This window comes from Isoptericola variabilis, assembly GCF_050311655.1.
In the GTDB taxonomy this organism is placed as follows: Bacteria; Actinomycetota; Actinomycetes; order Actinomycetales; family Cellulomonadaceae; genus Isoptericola; species Isoptericola variabilis.
Map to the genome: position 1 here is coordinate 606,248 of NZ_JBNOZM010000001.1, position 14,654 is coordinate 620,901.

General features: G+C 73.5%; 15 protein-coding genes and 2 tRNA genes. 10 read left to right on the plus strand and 7 right to left on the minus strand.

The annotated features are described in order from the left end of the window. Window positions 1-22: 22 nt before the first annotated feature. The 4 genes from ACQP60_RS02895 to cysK form a co-directional block, all read right to left on the minus strand. Window positions 23-1,042: a DUF1648 domain-containing protein gene (locus ACQP60_RS02895; protein ID WP_429728317.1), complete on the minus strand. Its 1,020-nt coding sequence runs from the start codon at window positions 1,040-1,042 to the stop codon at window positions 23-25. Continuing rightward, entirely contained in the window at window positions 1,039-1,389 is a 351-nt protein-coding gene (locus ACQP60_RS02900; protein ID WP_429728792.1) for a GntR family transcriptional regulator, read from the minus strand. The genes ACQP60_RS02895 and ACQP60_RS02900 overlap by 4 nt, the downstream gene beginning before the upstream one ends. A 118-nt stretch (window positions 1,390-1,507) precedes the next feature. Continuing rightward, window positions 1,508-2,119 (minus strand): serine O-acetyltransferase EpsC, encoded by a 612-nt coding sequence (epsC, locus tag ACQP60_RS02905; RefSeq protein WP_429728794.1) that lies wholly within the window; start codon window positions 2,117-2,119, stop codon window positions 1,508-1,510. A gap of 73 nt (window positions 2,120-2,192) precedes the next feature. After that, entirely contained in the window at window positions 2,193-3,128 is a 936-nt protein-coding gene (gene cysK / locus ACQP60_RS02910; RefSeq protein ID WP_429728318.1) for a cysteine synthase A, read from the minus strand. 171 nt (window positions 3,129-3,299) lie between these two features. Here cysK and ACQP60_RS02915 point away from each other — a divergent pair, with 171 nt between their 5' ends. Beyond that, entirely contained in the window at window positions 3,300-3,488 is a 189-nt protein-coding gene (locus ACQP60_RS02915; protein ID WP_429728319.1) for a hypothetical protein, read from the plus strand. 182 nt (window positions 3,489-3,670) lie between these two features. On the opposite strand, the gene ACQP60_RS02920 is transcribed toward ACQP60_RS02915, so the two are convergent. Continuing rightward, window positions 3,671-3,741 (minus strand) — tRNA-Gly (locus ACQP60_RS02920). 147 nt (window positions 3,742-3,888) lie between these two features. Between ACQP60_RS02920 and ACQP60_RS02925 the strand changes: the two genes are divergently transcribed. From ACQP60_RS02925 to tig, 3 genes are all read left to right on the plus strand, one after another. Beyond that, window positions 3,889-3,962: transfer RNA gene (locus ACQP60_RS02925), tRNA-Pro, on the plus strand. A 128-nt stretch (window positions 3,963-4,090) separates the two neighbouring features. Beyond that, on the plus strand, window positions 4,091-4,597 hold the full coding sequence (locus ACQP60_RS02930; protein ID WP_429728320.1) for a DUF4190 domain-containing protein: 507 nt from the start codon (window positions 4,091-4,093) through the stop codon (window positions 4,595-4,597). A gap of 233 nt (window positions 4,598-4,830) precedes the next feature. Further along, entirely contained in the window at window positions 4,831-6,216 is a 1,386-nt protein-coding gene (gene tig, locus ACQP60_RS02935) for a trigger factor (protein ID WP_429728321.1), read from the plus strand. 44 nt (window positions 6,217-6,260) lie between these two features. Here the strand turns inward: tig and ACQP60_RS02940 are convergent, their stop codons facing one another. After that, window positions 6,261-7,241, minus strand: coding sequence for a DMT family transporter (locus ACQP60_RS02940; RefSeq protein ID WP_429728322.1), 981 nt, complete (start codon window positions 7,239-7,241; stop codon window positions 6,261-6,263). A 33-nt stretch (window positions 7,242-7,274) separates the two neighbouring features. Between ACQP60_RS02940 and ACQP60_RS02945 the strand changes: the two genes are divergently transcribed. The 4 genes from ACQP60_RS02945 (at window position 7,275) to clpX (ending at window position 10,834) form a co-directional block, all read left to right on the plus strand. After that, window positions 7,275-7,865: a TetR/AcrR family transcriptional regulator gene (locus ACQP60_RS02945; RefSeq protein WP_429728323.1), complete on the plus strand. Its 591-nt coding sequence runs from the start codon at window positions 7,275-7,277 to the stop codon at window positions 7,863-7,865. Window positions 7,866-8,001: 136 nt separating this feature from the next. Continuing rightward, window positions 8,002-8,622: an ATP-dependent Clp protease proteolytic subunit gene (locus ACQP60_RS02950; RefSeq protein WP_429728796.1), complete on the plus strand. Its 621-nt coding sequence runs from the start codon at window positions 8,002-8,004 to the stop codon at window positions 8,620-8,622. Window positions 8,623-8,704: 82 nt separating this feature from the next. Continuing rightward, window positions 8,705-9,403 carry an ATP-dependent Clp protease proteolytic subunit gene (locus tag ACQP60_RS02955; RefSeq protein WP_429728797.1) on the plus strand — a complete coding sequence of 233 codons (699 nt, stop codon included), beginning with the start codon at window positions 8,705-8,707 and terminating at the stop codon, window positions 9,401-9,403. A gap of 156 nt (window positions 9,404-9,559) precedes the next feature. After that, a complete protein-coding gene (gene clpX, locus ACQP60_RS02960; protein ID WP_429728324.1) occupies window positions 9,560-10,834 on the plus strand; it encodes an ATP-dependent Clp protease ATP-binding subunit ClpX in 1,275 nt (424 codons plus the stop codon). A gap of 42 nt (window positions 10,835-10,876) precedes the next feature. On the opposite strand, the gene ACQP60_RS02965 is transcribed toward clpX, so the two are convergent. Next, window positions 10,877-12,670, minus strand: coding sequence for an AMP-dependent synthetase/ligase (locus tag ACQP60_RS02965; protein ID WP_429728326.1), 1,794 nt, complete (start codon window positions 12,668-12,670; stop codon window positions 10,877-10,879). Window positions 12,671-12,824: 154 nt separating this feature from the next. Between ACQP60_RS02965 and ACQP60_RS02970 the strand changes: the two genes are divergently transcribed. After that, window positions 12,825-13,214: a chorismate mutase gene (locus ACQP60_RS02970; protein WP_429728327.1), complete on the plus strand. Its 390-nt coding sequence runs from the start codon at window positions 12,825-12,827 to the stop codon at window positions 13,212-13,214. A gap of 132 nt (window positions 13,215-13,346) precedes the next feature. Next, window positions 13,347-14,597 carry a baeRF2 domain-containing protein gene (locus tag ACQP60_RS02975; RefSeq protein ID WP_429728328.1) on the plus strand — a complete coding sequence of 417 codons (1,251 nt, stop codon included), beginning with the start codon at window positions 13,347-13,349 and terminating at the stop codon, window positions 14,595-14,597. The last annotated feature ends 57 nt before the right edge of the window (window positions 14,598-14,654 follow it).

The following is a 14,654-nucleotide window of genomic DNA, read 5'->3' on the forward strand; positions in this document are numbered from 1 at the left end:
GCGCGCGGAGGTGCCCGCGGGCTCAGCCGCGACGCGCGCGCTCGGCCATCGTGTTCAGCAGCGCGGCGGCCTCCGCCGCGTCGTCGACCGTGACGGCGAACGACCGTCCGCCGGTGCGCTCGACGAGCAGCGCCTCGCCGCCGCGCAGCACGACGCCGACGCGGCCGTCGCGGGCGGTGCGCCAGCCCCAGCCGCCGAACTCGCGGAACGGGCGCACCTGCGTCACCGAGGCGCGCACGACCTCGTCGGCGGGGACGTGGGTGCCGGGCCAGCGGGCCGCGGAGCGGACGGTGAGCCCCGTGGCGTCCACGCGCACCGTGAAGGCGAACATCGAGGCGAACAGCGCCGCCAGCGCCGCCGGGACCACCAGCATCGTCCACTCGTCGGTCACGACGGCGAGCACGGCGGTCAGCAGGACGGCGACCAGGCCGATGGCGAGCCCCGTCCCGCCCGAGGCGCGGCGCAGCCAGACCGCGCGCTCGCCGTCCCGCAGCACGGCGCGGGGTGCGTCGGAGGGCACCGCGTTGCGGGCGGGCATCGCGGGGTCGCCGGGGACGAGGGCGGCGGCGACGGCGGCCGGGACGAGGGGGACCAGCAGGGAGAGCGCCAGGCCGAGGCCCGACATCTCCACCTGGGAGGCGTCGGCGAGCCCGCGCTGGGGGCCCAGGGTGGTGAGGACGGTCGCGGCGAGGAAGCCGCCGGACCAGACGCAGCCCGCGGCCGCGATCCGTCGGGTGGAGGCGGCGGCGCCCGAGACGATGCCGATCGCCGCGAACACGGCGCACAGCCCGACGGTCCCGGCCACCGCGACGAGGGAGAGGGCCAGGGGCGACATGAACCCGTCGGGCGCACCGCCGTCGCTCCAGTGCGTCGCGACCCGCGCCGGCAGCTCGTCCTGCCACGCCCAGACCACCGCCGCGGCGGCCAGGGCGAGCAGGACGCCCACGAGCGACGACCACGCCATCGCGCGGCGCGCGCGGGGACGCCACACCTCCGTGCCGGAGCGTGCTCGCGGGGTACCGGGCGGGGGAGCGGTGGTCATCGGTGCATCGCCTCCGTGACGAGGGTGGTGGTGGTCTGGGCGGACAGGCCCGCCCGGCGGGCCGCGGCGACGAGCTCGGCGACGGCGCGCTCGACGTCGGTGAGGTCGGGGGAGGTGGCGGCGACGACGGCGCCGCGCCCGCGCCGGAGCTCGACCGTGCCCTCGTCGCGCAGCACCTGGTACGCCCGCAGGACCGTGTGCATGTTGAGCTCGAGCGAGGCCGCGAGCTCGCGGGCGGCGGGCAGCCGCTCGCCGGGCCGGAGCGTGCCGTGCGCGACGGCGAGGCGCACCTGGGCGACCAGCTGCGCGTACAGCGGCTGGTCGCTGGTCGGGTCGAGGCGCCACATCACGCAGCCGACCCTACTTGTTCTACGACTACTAGAACAATCTGGCCGTCGTGCGACGACGACGGCCCGTGCTCCCGCCGCCGGGGGCGGTGGGGGCACGGGCCGCGGCGGGCGTCCGTCAGATCACGTACTCGAGCAGCTCCGAGGCGTCCTCGACGTGCTGGCCGTGGTCCGGGCGGTGACCCGGGGTGCGCGCGTGAGCGGGCACCCCGACGGCCACCATGCCGTTCGGCACGTCGCGGGTGACGACGGCGTTCGCACCGATCTGCGCGTCGTCGCCGATCCACAGCGGGCCGAGGATCTTGGCGCCGGCGCCCACCATCACCCGGTCGCCCAGCGTCGGGTGGCGCTTGCCCCGCGTCATCGACCGCCCGCCCAGGGTGGAGCCGTGGAAGAGCACGCAGTCGTCCCCGACCACCGCCGTCTGCCCGATGACCACGCCCATGCCGTGGTCGATGAAGAGCCGCCGTCCGATCCGCGCGCCCGGGTGGATCTCGATCCCCGTGACCCACCGGGCCGCCTGGGACAGCAGGCGCGCCGGCAGGCGCAGGCCGGGCCGGTGCCACATGCGGTGCGACACCCGGTGCGCCCACACGGCGTGCACGCCCGGGTAGCCCAGCGCGACCTCGAACCGGGAGCGGGCCGCGGGGTCGTGGGCGTGCGCCGCCTCGAGGTCCTCGGCGAGGATCTCGACCAGGTGGCGCAGCCCCGGGCGGTGCCCGGCCGGCATCGGGTGGTCGACGTCGCCGTCGAGGTCCTCGTGGCCGGGACCGGTGGTCGGAGCGGTGCGGCGGCTCGTCACGTCAGTCCAGCAGGTCCGAGTACAGGATGGTGGACAGGTACCGCTCGCCGAAGTCGGGGATGACGACGACGATCAGCTTCCCGGCGTTCTCGGGCCGCTTGGCGACCTCGAGCGCGCCGGCGATCGCGGCGCCCGACGAGATGCCGACCAGGAGGCCCTCCTCCTTCGCCGCGCGGCGGGCGAGCTCGACCGACGTCTCGGCGTTCACGTCGATGACCTCGTCGTAGACGGAGGTGTCGAGGATCTCCGGCACGAAGTTGGCGCCCAGGCCCTGGATCTTGTGTGGGCCGGGGTTGCCGCCGGTGAGGATGGGCGACTCGGCCGGCTCGACGGCGACGACCCGCACCTCGGGCTTGCGCTCCTTGAGCACCTGGCCGACGCCGGTGATGGTGCCGCCCGTGCCGATGCCGGAGACGACCACGTCGACCTCGCCGTCGGTGTCGGCCCAGATCTCCTCCGCGGTGGTCTCCCGGTGGACCTTCGGGTTGGCCTCGTTGGCGAACTGGCGCGCGAGGATCGCGCCCGGGCGCTCGGCGGCGATCTTCTCGGCCGCGGCGACGGCGCCCTTCATGCCCTCCGCGCCCGGCGTGAGCACGAGCTCGGCGCCGTACGCGCGCAGCAGGGCGCGGCGCTCCTTCGACATCGTCTCGGGCATCGCGAGCACCACGTTGTAGCCGCGGGCGGCGCCGACCCAGGCGAGCGCGATGCCGGTGTTGCCGGAGGTGCCCTCGACGATGGTGCCGCCCGGCTGCAGAGCGCCGGAGGCCTCCGCGGCGTCGATGATCGAGACGCCGATGCGGTCCTTCACGGAGTTGGCGGGGTTGTAGAACTCGAGCTTCGCGACGACCGTCGCGTCGAGGCCGGCGGCGAGACGGTTCAGCCGGACGAGCGGGGTGCGGCCGATGAGCTTCGTCGCGTCGTCGTAGATGCGTGCCATGGGTGGTGTTCCTTCTCGAGGAGAGCGTGCGGGTGGGGGTGGTACGGGTGTGCCGCCGCGTGCGGGGCGTGTCCTCGAGCGGGTTCTCGGGAGGCGCTGCGCAGGGGCGTCGGCGAGGTCGGTGCGAGCGCCGCACGGTCGCCGGGGACCCGCCGCCGGGGCGGGTCGGACGTGACGTGGACGCTCTATCGACAGCATCGCGGCGTCGTCGCCGCGGCGCACGCCGGGGTGCGGAGCGTCGACGCCGGCACCGTCCTGCGGTGGGACGAGAGGGCGGTCGAGGGGGCGACGCGGCGGACGATCGTCATGCCGGCCCTCCTCGTGATGCTGCCCGTGCTCCGGGCGCTGCCCTGGTGCTGAAGTCGTGTGGTCGCGCCTGTCGCAGGCTGCGGCGCCGAGCCTAGCCACGTGCCGACCGATCGACAAGGAGCATCTCATCCATCGGCGTCGTCGATCGGTCGAGAGATGCCGCTGCCGGGGTGGGCGAACCCGGGGAGCGGAGGGGGAGCGGAGGGGGAGCGGAGGAGGAGAGCGAGGAAGGGAGCGGGCGACGGGAATCGAACCCGCGTAGCCAGTTTGGAAGACTGGGGCTCTACCATTGAGCTACGCCCGCACGGCCACCCGCGACGTCGTCGGCGGGTGGGAACGCGGGCCAACCCTAGCAAAGGTCCTGGGCCCCGAACCGCCGTCCGCGCACGTCGCGGCACTGCGTCGTGGCGGCGGCACTACACTGACCGAGGTCTCGCCCGACGGCGGGCCGCGGGGTGTGGCGCAGCTTGGTAGCGCATCTGCTTTGGGAGCAGAGGGTCGCTGGTTCGAATCCAGTCACCCCGACGCAGGGAGGGGCGGACGCCGACGTCCGTCGCGGCTCGCCCGTGGATGAGCACCCCGCAGGGCGTGCCGATCTGGAAGGATCGCTCCGCGTCGCCGACGGACGGCGACCGACGTGCGAGGAGAACCTGATGACCACCCCGGACCCCTACACGCCAGGCACGCCCGACCAGGGAGCGACGCCGGCTGGTGGCGCCGAGCCCCAGCAGCCCGCCCCGGGTCAGCCGGCGCCGGGCCAGGCCTACCCCGCTCAGCCCACGGGTGGGCAGTACCCCTCGGCCCCGCAGGGCCCCGGGGCCTACCCCGCCGCCCCGGCAGGCCAGTACGCGCCGGCCTACGGCCAGCAGCCCGAGAACCCCGGCAAGACGCTCGGCATCGTCGGCCTGGTGCTCGGCTTCTTCGGGCCCCTGTCGCTCATCGGCCTCATCCTGTCGATCGTCGGCCTCGTGAAGTCGCGCAAGGTGGGCCAGTCGAACGGCGTGGCCGTCGCCGGCATCATCGTGAGCGGCCTCGTGCTGCTCGGCACGATCATCGTGGGCATCGTCGCCGGCATCGGTATCGCGCACGTCATCGAGACGTGCGGGGAGCTCGGGCCGGGCACGCACCAGGTGGACGGCATCACGTACACCTGCTCCTGACGACGACCTCCTGAGGGTGGCCCCGAGGGGCGTCCTCACGGGCGCGGCGAGGGCGCCCCGCGACGCGCGTCGGTGTGACGCGGACGTCTGCCGGGCGACCCTCGCCGTGGCGTAGGATGGACGGGTTGCCCGTACGCCCGTCGTACGGTCCCCGCATCCCGCGCCGCAGCAACCAGGCCGGCTCGCGCCGGTGAGACGCGCGCGCAGCACCCGAACCGTTGGAGACCATCGAAGTGAAGAGCGCCGTCGAGACCCTGGAGCCCACCAAGGTCAAGCTGACCGTCGAGGTGGAGTACGACGAGCTCAAGCCGAGCATCGACCACGCGTACAAGCACATCGCCGAGCAGGTGAACATCCCCGGGTTCCGCAAGGGCAAGGTTCCCCCGCGCATCATCGACCAGCGCGTCGGCTGGGGTGCGGTCGTCGAGCACGCGGTGAACGACGCGCTGTCGGGCTTCTACCGCGACGCCGTGACGTCGGAGTCGCTGCGCCCCCTGGGTCAGCCCGAGGTCGAGGTGACCGAGATCCCCGCCAAGGCCGGCGAGGGGCAGCTCGCGTTCACCGCCGAGGTCGAGGTCCGCCCCGAGATCACCCTCCCGGAGCTGTCCGACATCGAGATCACGGTGGACTCCACCGAGGTCACCGACGAGGACGTCACCGAGCGCCTGGACGCGCTGCGCGAGCGCTTCGGCACGCTCGTCGGTGTCGACCGCCCGGCCGCCGAGGGCGACTACGTCGTCATCGACCTCAAGGCCGTCATCGGCGACGAGGAGATCGACTCGGTCTCCGGCGTCTCCTACCAGATCGGCGCCGGCAACATGCTGGAGGGCCTCGACGAGGCGCTCACGGGCCTGTCGACGGACGAGACCACGACCTTCGCCACCAAGCTCGCCGGCGGCGAGCACGAGGGCGAGGAGGCGCAGGTCACCGTCACGGCCACCGCCGTCAAGGAGCGCGACCTGCCGACGCCGGACGACGACTTCGCCCAGCTCGCCTCGGAGTTCGACACGCTCGACGAGCTGACCGCGGACCTGCGCGAGCAGGTCGCGTCGATCAAGACGTCGAACCAGGCCGTCGCCGCGCGCGACCTGCTGCTGGAGAAGCTGCTCGAGGCCGTCGAGGTCCCGGTGCCGTCCGGCGCCGTGGAGGCCGAGGTGCACCGCCACCTGGAGTCGGAGAACCGCCTCGAGGACGACGAGCACCGCGCCGAGGTCACCGAGGACGCCACCAAGGCCCTCAAGAACCAGATCCTGCTCGACACGCTGGCCGAGAAGCTCGAGGTCCAGGTCGGTCAGGGCGAGCTCGTGGAGTACCTGGTCCAGGCGTCGCAGCAGTACGGCATGGACCCGAACCAGTTCATCTCGACGCTCGACCAGGGCGGTCAGATCCCCGCCATGGTCGGCGAGGTCGCGCGCTCCAAGGCCCTCGCCGTCGCGCTGCGTGAGATCGAGGTCAAGGACTCCGACGGCAACGTCGTCGACCTGACCGAGTTCATCGGCACCGAGGAGGAGGACGCCGCGGCCGCCGAGGCCGAGGAGTCCACCGAGGACGCCGCTGCCGTCGAGGTCGAGGAGCCCGGCGAGGCGACGGAGGAGACCGAGGAGACGGCCAAGGCCTGATCCCGGAGCCCTCCGGGGCCACCCCGGCACGGCCCGCATCGTCCCTACGGACGGCGCGGGCCGTCGTCGTCCCCGCGGCGACGCCGGGACTCACCGCGCAGCACCGCGGCGACGCCGAGGCCGGCGAGGCCGAGCCCCACGCCGCCGGCCAGGGAGAGCGGCTCGTCGAACAGCGCGGCTCCCGCCAGGGTGGTGGTGGGGACGACGAGGAAGAGCAGGGCGTTGAGCGTCGTGACGTCGACGCGCCGCAGCAACCCCCAGTACAGGCCGTAGGCGGCCAGCGACGGCACCAGGGCCAGGAACAGCGTCGACCCCCAGAAGGCAGGGTCGGCCGGGGGCGTGACCGTCCCGGTGGCGAGCGCGAGCACGGCGAGGGCGACCGCGGCCACCGCCGAGTGCAGGGCCAGCAGGTGGCCAGGGGGGAGGGCAGAGGGTCGGCGGCGCTCGAGGAACGTCGCCGCGACCAGCGACGCGACGGCCGCCGCGGGCAGCGCGTAGGCCCACGCGGGGGCGGTGGTCGAGCGCAGGTCTCCGGCGACGATCGCCGCGACCCCGGCGAACGCCGTGGCGAGCCCGGCCCACTGCAGGCCCCGGACGCGCTGCCCGAGCAGCGGGCCGACCAGGGTCGCGACGACGACCGGCTGCACCGCGTCCACCAGCGACGTCGTGCCCGCGGACACGCCCAGCCCGATCGCGCCGTACACGGGCAGGACGTAGCCCACCTGCGAGAGCAGGCCGACGGCGACGTGGCGCCCCGCGGCCCGGGGCCCGCGGGGACGGGGAGCGAGTCGTGCCGCCTCGGCGGGGGCGCGGGCGCGACGTCCCCGGCGCAGGAGTCGCGCGACACCCAGACTGGCGCCGAGCACCGCGGTCACGACGACGTAGCGCCACAGCAGCAGGGTGGGCACGGCCGCCTGACCCGTGCCGAGCCGGGCGCCGAGGAAGCCCGAGCTCCACGCCAGCACGAAGGCGGCGGAGGCGAGGACGGTCGTCACGCTCGCGGGTAGACAGGTCGGTTTACTCATGATCGCCACTATACAGATCTGTATAGTGGTCGCATGAGTGAGCACGTCGCCCCGCGGCCGCCCCTGACCCCGGCGGCGCGCCGGATCCTCGAGGCCGCGTCGCGCCTGTTCTACGCCCGCGGGCTGCACGCCGTCGGCGTCGACACGATCGCCGCGGAGGCGGGCGTGACGAAGAAGACGCTCTACGACCGCTTCGGCTCGAAGGAGGCGCTCGAGGTGGCGTACCTGCGCGCCCGCGACGCGCGGTGGGAGGAGCTCCTGACCGGGAGCCTCGAGGCGCACCCGGCCGCCGGCGTCGAGCGGGTCCTCGCGGTCTTCGACGCCGCCGAGCGGTGGTCCGCCGCCGAGGGCGGGCGCGGGTGCGCCGCGATCAACGCCCGCGCCGAGGTCGACGACCCGGGGCACCCGGTGGCCGTCGAGGTCGCGCGGCAGAAGGCGTGGGTCCGGGACCTCCTCGAGTCCGAGTGCCGGGGCGCGGGTCTCGGCCGCCCCGGCGAGCTCGCGGACGCGCTGATGCTGCTCTACGACGGGGCGCTGGCGGGCTCGGGCACGGGCGTGCCCACGGAGCCCTTCCGGGCCGCGCGCCGGGCCGCCGCCGCCCTGTGCGGGGCGCACGGGGCGTGAGCCGCGACCGCCCGCGGCGGCGTCGTGTGCGCCCGCAGCGAAAAGGCCCTCCACCGGGACGTTTCGCGTGGCTGCCGCACGTTAGGGTCGATCGACGGCGATGACGAAGGAGACCGACGTGAACGACTTGCTGCGGATGGACGGTGCGACGCCGGTGGCGCGCGCCGACGGCCAGGGCCTCGGGCTCAACGACTCCATCTACAACCGGCTCCTCAAGGAGCGCATCATCTGGCTGGGTTCGGAGGTGCGCGACGAGAACGCGAACGCGATCTGCGCCCAGATGATGCTGCTGGCCGCGGAGGACCCGGACAAGGACATCTGGCTGTACATCAACAGCCCCGGCGGCTCCATCACGGCCGGCATGGCGATCTACGACACGATGCAGTACATCAAGCCCGACGTCGCGACCATCGCGATGGGCATGGCGGCCTCGATGGGGCAGTTCCTGCTCTCCTCGGGTGCGAAGGGCAAGCGCTACATCACCCCGCACGCCCGCGTGCTCATGCACCAGCCCTCCGGCGGCGTGGGCGGCACGGCGACCGACGTGCGGATCGGCGCGCAGCTGATCATGCACATGAAGAAGGTGCTCTCCGAGCTGACGGCCGAGCAGACCGGGCAGTCGCTGGAGACGATCCTCAAGGACAACGACCGCGACAAGTGGTTCACCGCGGACGAGGCGCTCGAGTACGGCTTCGTCGACCACGTGGTCACCAACGCCGCCTCGGTCTCGGGCGGTGGCGGCGCGTCGGGCTCCTGACGCCGACCACCCGCCCCCGGAACCCACCGACTTCCCACCCGAGGAGAACACCGTGAGCTACTCAGACGAGTACCAGTTCGCAATGCGGGCCCAGAACCTGGCGGGCGCCGCGGCGCGTCCCGGCGGCGTCGCGCTCCCGTTCGGCTCCAGCACCGACGCGCCGTCCGCGCGCTACGTGCTGCCCCAGTTCGAGGAGCGCACCGCGTACGGCTTCAAGCGCCAGGACCCGTACACCAAGCTGTTCGAGGACCGCATCATCTTCATGGGCGTCCAGGTCGACGACGCGTCGGCGGACGACATCATGGCGCAGCTGCTGGTCCTGGAGAGCCAGGACCCCGACCGCGACATCATGATCTACATCAACTCGCCGGGCGGGTCGTTCACGGCCATGACGGCGCTGTACGACACGATGCAGTTCATCAAGCCGCAGATCCAGACGGTGTGCCTCGGCCAGGCGGCGTCGGCCGCGGCGGTGCTGCTCGCCGCCGGTCAGCCCGGCAAGCGCCTCGCGCTGCCGAACGCCCGCGTGCTGATCCACCAGCCCGCGATGGAGGGCGGCGGCTACGCCCAGGCGTCCGACATCGAGATCCACGCCAACGAGCTCATCCGCATGCGCGAGTGGCTGGAGTCGACGCTGGCGGCGCACACGGGCAAGTCCGAGGAGCAGGTGCGCGAGGACATCGAGCGCGACAAGATCCTCACCGCCGCCCAGGCGAAGGACTACGGCCTGGTCGACCAGGTGCTCGAGAGCCGCAAGCCCGCCGCTCTCGCACCGCGCTGACCTGCACGTTCGCGGGGTCCACGGCCTCCTGAGGGGGAGGTCGCGGACCCCGCGACGCGACGCACCGGGCTACTCGGCTGACAACGACGCCCCCGTGGTGTGGAATGGACGCAGGACCAGCACTCAGGACGTGCACTCACGAGATGGAGGCTCCCGGTGGCTCGGATCGGTGACGGCGCAGACCTGCTGAAGTGCTCGTTCTGCGGGAAGTCGCAGAAGCAGGTCAAGAAGCTCATCGCCGGCCCCGGCGTGTACATCTGCGACGAGTGCATCGACCTGTGCAACGAGATCATCGAGGAGGAGCTCGGCGAGGCGGCGGAGCTGGGGCTCACCGAGCTGCCCAAGCCGCGCGAGATCTTCGACTTCCTCGAGCAGTACGTCATCGGGCAGGAGCCGGCCAAGCGGGCCCTCGCGGTGGCGGTCTACAACCACTACAAGCGGGTGCAGGCGGGCGAGGCCCAGCGCGACGGCGACGACGCCGTCGAGATCGCGAAGTCCAACATCCTGCTCATCGGGCCCACCGGCACCGGCAAGACCTACCTGGCGCAGACGCTGGCGAAGATGCTCAACGTGCCGTTCGCCATCGCGGACGCCACGGCCCTCACGGAGGCCGGGTACGTGGGCGAGGACGTCGAGAACATCCTCCTCAAGCTCATCCAGGCCGCGGACTACGACGTCAAGAAGGCCGAGACGGGCATCATCTACATCGACGAGGTCGACAAGGTGGCCCGCAAGGCGGAGAACCCGTCGATCACGCGCGACGTCTCCGGCGAGGGCGTGCAGCAGGCGCTCCTGAAGATCATCGAGGGCACGACGGCGTCCGTGCCCCCGCAGGGCGGGCGCAAGCACCCGCACCAGGAGTTCATCCAGATCGACACCACGAACGTGCTGTTCATCGTGGCGGGCGCGTTCGCCGGCCTCGACGACATCGTGGCCTCCCGCGCCCGCAAGCGCGGCATCGGGTTCAGCGCTCCCATGGAGACGGTCGCCGACGACGACCTGTTCGCCGAGGTGCGGCCCGAGGACCTGCAGAAGTACGGCCTCATCCCCGAGTTCATCGGCCGCCTTCCCGTGATCGCGTCCGTGTCCCCGCTGGACCGCGACGCGCTGGTGCGGATCCTCACCGAGCCGCGCAACGCCCTCGTCAAGCAGTTCCAGCGCATGTTCGAGATCGACGGCGTGGAGCTCGAGTTCGAGCAGGACGCCGTCGAGGCGATCGCCGAGCAGGCGCTGCTGCGGGGCACCGGGGCGCGCGGCCTGCGCGCCATCATGGAGGAGGTCCTCCAGCAGGTGATGTTCGACGTGCCCAGCCGGGACGACGTCGAGCGCGTGGTCGTGAGCCGCGAGGTCGTGCTGGAGAACGTCAACCCGACGCTCGTGCCGCGCACCTCGCCCGTGCGGCGCCGCACGCCGCGCGAGAAGTCCGCCTGACCGTCCGACGCGCGCGGCCTCGCCGCGTCAGCGCGCGTGGACTCAGCGCGCGTAGAGCGCGTCGACCTCGTCCGCGAAGTCGCGCAGCACGAGGTCGCGCTTCACCTTCAGCGACGGCGTGAGGTACTCGTTCGCCTCGGTGAAGTCGCCCTCGAGCACCCGGAACTTGCGGATCGACTCCGCCCGGGAGACGGCCGTGTTGGCCTCCTCGACCGCGGCGTCCAGCGCCGCCAGCACCCGGGGGTCGGTCCGCGCGGCGCCCACCGACATCGGCGGGATGCCCTGCGTGGCCAGCCAGCCGGGCAGCATCTCGGCGTCCAGCGTGATGAGGGCACCGATGAACGGGCGCTTGTCGCCCACGACGACGACCTGGGACACCAGCGGGTGCGCGCGCACCCGGTCCTCGAGGGGCGCGGGTGCCACGTTCTTGCCGCCCGCCGTGACGATGATCTCCTTGGTGCGGCCCGTGATGCGCAGGTGGCCGTGGTCCAGGGCGCCCAGGTCGCCGGTGCGGAACCAGCCGTCCACGAGCGCCTCGGCGGTGAGGTCCGGGCGGCCCCGGTAGCCGCGGAACAGGTGCGGGCCCGCCACGAGGACCGCGCCGTCGTCGTCGATCCGCACCGAGGTGCCGGGGAACGGTGGGCCGACCGTGCCGATGCGCAGGTCGGAGGGCAGGTTCACGGCCGTCGGGGCCGTCGTCTCCGTGAGCCCGTAGCCCTCGAGCACGGTGAGCCCGGCCCCGCGGAAGAAGTGGCCGAGGCGGTCGCCGAGCGGTGCGCCGCCCGAGATCGCGTACCGCAGGTCCCCGCCCATCGCGGCGCGCAGCTGCGAGAGCACCAGCCGGTCGGCCAGCGCGTGCCGGGCCCGCAGCGTCGTCGGGACGGGTCCGGCGTCGAGGGCGCGCGAGTACTGACCCGACACGCGGGCGGCCCAGCCGAAGACGCGCCGCTTCGTGCGCGACCCGGCCCGCTGCTCGGCCGAGTTGTAGACCTTCTCGAAGACGCGGGGCACGGCGAGCAGGAACGTGGGCCGGAAGGTCCTGAGGTCGTCGGTGAGCGTCTTGACGTCGGGCAGGTGGCCGAGCACCGAGCTGCTGGCGATCACCGCGACCTGGATCAGCCGCGCGAAGACGTGCGCCAGGGGCAGGAAGAGCACCGTGCGCGCGCCGTCGGCCTCCAGGAGCTCCGGCAGGGCGAGGCGGGCGTTCATCGCGAGGTGCGCGAAGTTGCCGTGCGTGAGCTCGGCTCCCTTGGGGCGGCCGGTGGAGCCCGAGGTGTAGACGATCGTGGCGAGGTCGTCGCGGCCGACGGCGTCCCGGCGGGCCGCGACGTCCCGCGCGGGCACGGACACCCCGGCCTCGCGGAGCTCGTCGACGGCACCGGTCGCGATGACGAGCACCTCCTCGAGGTCGGGGAGCCGGTCGTCCACCTGGTGCACGGCGTCCGCGTGCGCGGGCGTCTCCACCACGACGAGGCGGGCGCCGGAGTCCTCGAGGATCCAGCGCACCTGCTCGGGGGAGGAGGTCTCGTACACGGGCACGACGACGGCGCCGGTCGCCCAGGCGGCGAAGTCGAGGAGCGTCCACTCGTAGCGGGTGCGCGACATGATCGCGACGCGGTCGCCGGCCTCGATGCCGCGCGCGACGAGGCCGCGCGCCACGGTCATGACGTCGGCCTGGAACTCGCCCGCGGACACCGGCACCCAGGAGCCGTCCGACGCGGCGCGCCGCTCGATGAGGGTGCGGTCGCCGGCCCGGTCGACCCGGTCGGCCAGCAGCGTGCTGATGCTCGTGCCCTCGGGCACGTCCACGAGGCTCGGCGTCGTCGCGACCGTCATCTGCTCTCTCTCCGTGCGTGTGTGCGGCATGCGCCTGCGGACGGGGCGGCGTCGTGCCGCCTCCGGCGGGCCGGCAGGTGCCCGACCAGTCTCCGGTCGGCGTGCGGGCCGACGTGGGACCTTACACGCTCGGCGCGCCTCGTAGGATCGAGGCATGCCCGACACCCCTCACGACGTCCCCCAGGACTCCGCCCCGCGCCCCGAGACGGACGGGATGCCCCAGGAGATCCTGGAACTGCGCGCCAGCATCGACAACATCGACGCCGCGCTCGTGCACCTGCTGGCCGAGCGCTTCAAGATGACGCGGCGCGTGGGCGAGCTCAAGGCCGTGGGCGGGCTGCCGCCCGCCGACCCGTCGCGCGACCGCCAGCAGGTCGACCGCCTCAAGGGCCTCGCGGAGGGCGCCGGCCTGGACCCCGAGTTCACGGAGCAGTTCCGCAACTTCATCGTCTCCGAGGTGATCCGGCACCACGAGCGCATCGCCGCCGAGCACGCGGCCGGGCGCCTCAAGGGCGAGCTGCCGCCCCTGGACACCTACGCTTGAAGAGGTGAGATCTGACCTGGTCCGGTCCAGGTCGGCGGGAGTCCGGCCGCGTCGCGTGACGGGGTGGCGTCCGCCGCGTTTCCGTCGCAGGCTGGGTGCTTAGCCCGACGACGGACACCTGGGGGACCACGGATGAAGATCGACTGGCTCAAGCCCCTCGTCGGACGCCCCGGACCGTTCGCGACCGTCTACCTGGACGCGACGCCCTCGGCCGAGGCGGGCGACAGGGACGTCGCGAACCGGTGGCGGGCGGTGCGGCGTTCCTTGGAGCGGCAGTCGGCGCCCGCGGGCGTGCTGGACGCGCTCGAGGCCGCCGTCCTGCGACCGACGCGCACGGCGGGAGCGCACGGCAGGGTGCTGATCGCCTCGGACGGCGGGGTCGCGGTGGACCGCGTGCTCCGCAACCCGCCGGCGGTCGCGACCGGTGCGTGGCTGCCCGTCCCGGTGCTGCTGCAGGCGGCCCAGGCGGCGGACGAGGCGGTGGACGCCCTGTGCGTCGCCGTCGACCGCAGCGGCGCCGACTTCTGGCCGTGCGACGCGGGCGGGCGGCCCGGCGCGGCCCGGGAGACGTTCGAGGGACCGAACGACGAGGTCAGCAAGACCTCCAGCACCGGCACCAAGCGCGCCATCATCGAGTCGCGTGCCGAGGACTCCTGGAAGCGCAACGCCGCGGCCGTGGCGGCCGAGATCGACCGGCGCGTGGCGGAGAGCAGCCCGGAGGTGGTGCTGCTGACGGGAGACGTGCGCGCGGTCAACCTGGTGCGCGCGGAGCTCGGGCAGGACGCCGCTCGGCGGACCGTGGAGGTCGCGGGCGGCGGCCGCGGGCCGGGGGTCCGCGCGGACACGTTCGAGGCCGCCGTCGAGGACGCCCTCGACTCCTACCGGGAGCGCCGGCGCGAGGTGGTGCTGGCCGAGTACCGCCAGGACCAGGGGCGCGAGGAGGGGGCCGTCTCGTCGATCGACGACGTCGTCGCCGTCCTGGCCCGCGGCCAGGTCAAGGCCCTGGTGCTCGCCGAGCAGATCGCGAACGACTCGGCGTCGGCCCTCGCGGCCACCGCCGGCGGAGCCGGGGGAGCGGGCGGGGCCGACGGGCTGCTCGGGGGCCGCACGCTGTGGATCGGACCGGACCCGATGCACATCGCGACGTCGCGGGCCGACCTGGCTGACCTCGGCGTCACGGACGGGCTCGAGGAGCTGCCCGCGACGTCCGCCCTGCTGCGCGCGGCGATCGCGCAGGACGCCGGACTGACCTTCGCGCCCGAGGGGTCCGTCGAGCTCATGGACGGCGTCGGCGCCACGCTGCGCTGGCACGACGACGGGACGCCCAAGGAGGTCGCCGCGACGATGAGCGGCGACGGCGACCGGTTCACGACGCCGCGCTAGGTGACGAGAGCCGGGAGCACGACGGAAGGGGCGGACCGCGTCGCGTGCGGTCCGCCC

Coding starts and splice junctions, on each gene's coding strand:
- ACQP60_RS02895 (WP_429728317.1), bottom strand. CDS start 1,042: ATGACCACCGCTCCCCCGCCCGGTACCCCGCGAGCACGCTCCGGCACG.
- ACQP60_RS02900 (WP_429728792.1), bottom strand. CDS start 1,389: ATGTGGCGCCTCGACCCGACCAGCGACCAGCCGCTGTACGCGCAGCTG.
- epsC (WP_429728794.1), bottom strand. CDS start 2,119: ATGCCGGCCGGGCACCGCCCGGGGCTGCGCCACCTGGTCGAGATCCTC.
- cysK (WP_429728318.1), bottom strand. CDS start 3,128: ATGGCACGCATCTACGACGACGCGACGAAGCTCATCGGCCGCACCCCG.
- ACQP60_RS02930 (WP_429728320.1), top strand. CDS start 4,091: ATGACCACCCCGGACCCCTACACGCCAGGCACGCCCGACCAGGGAGCG.
- ACQP60_RS02940 (WP_429728322.1), bottom strand. CDS start 7,241: ATGAGTAAACCGACCTGTCTACCCGCGAGCGTGACGACCGTCCTCGCC.
- ACQP60_RS02945 (WP_429728323.1), top strand. CDS start 7,275: ATGAGTGAGCACGTCGCCCCGCGGCCGCCCCTGACCCCGGCGGCGCGC.
- ACQP60_RS02950 (WP_429728796.1), top strand. CDS start 8,002: ATGGACGGTGCGACGCCGGTGGCGCGCGCCGACGGCCAGGGCCTCGGG.
- ACQP60_RS02955 (WP_429728797.1), top strand. CDS start 8,705: ATGCGGGCCCAGAACCTGGCGGGCGCCGCGGCGCGTCCCGGCGGCGTC.
- ACQP60_RS02965 (WP_429728326.1), bottom strand. CDS start 12,670: ATGACGGTCGCGACGACGCCGAGCCTCGTGGACGTGCCCGAGGGCACG.
- ACQP60_RS02970 (WP_429728327.1), top strand. CDS start 12,825: ATGCCCGACACCCCTCACGACGTCCCCCAGGACTCCGCCCCGCGCCCC.
- ACQP60_RS02975 (WP_429728328.1), top strand. CDS start 13,347: ATGAAGATCGACTGGCTCAAGCCCCTCGTCGGACGCCCCGGACCGTTC.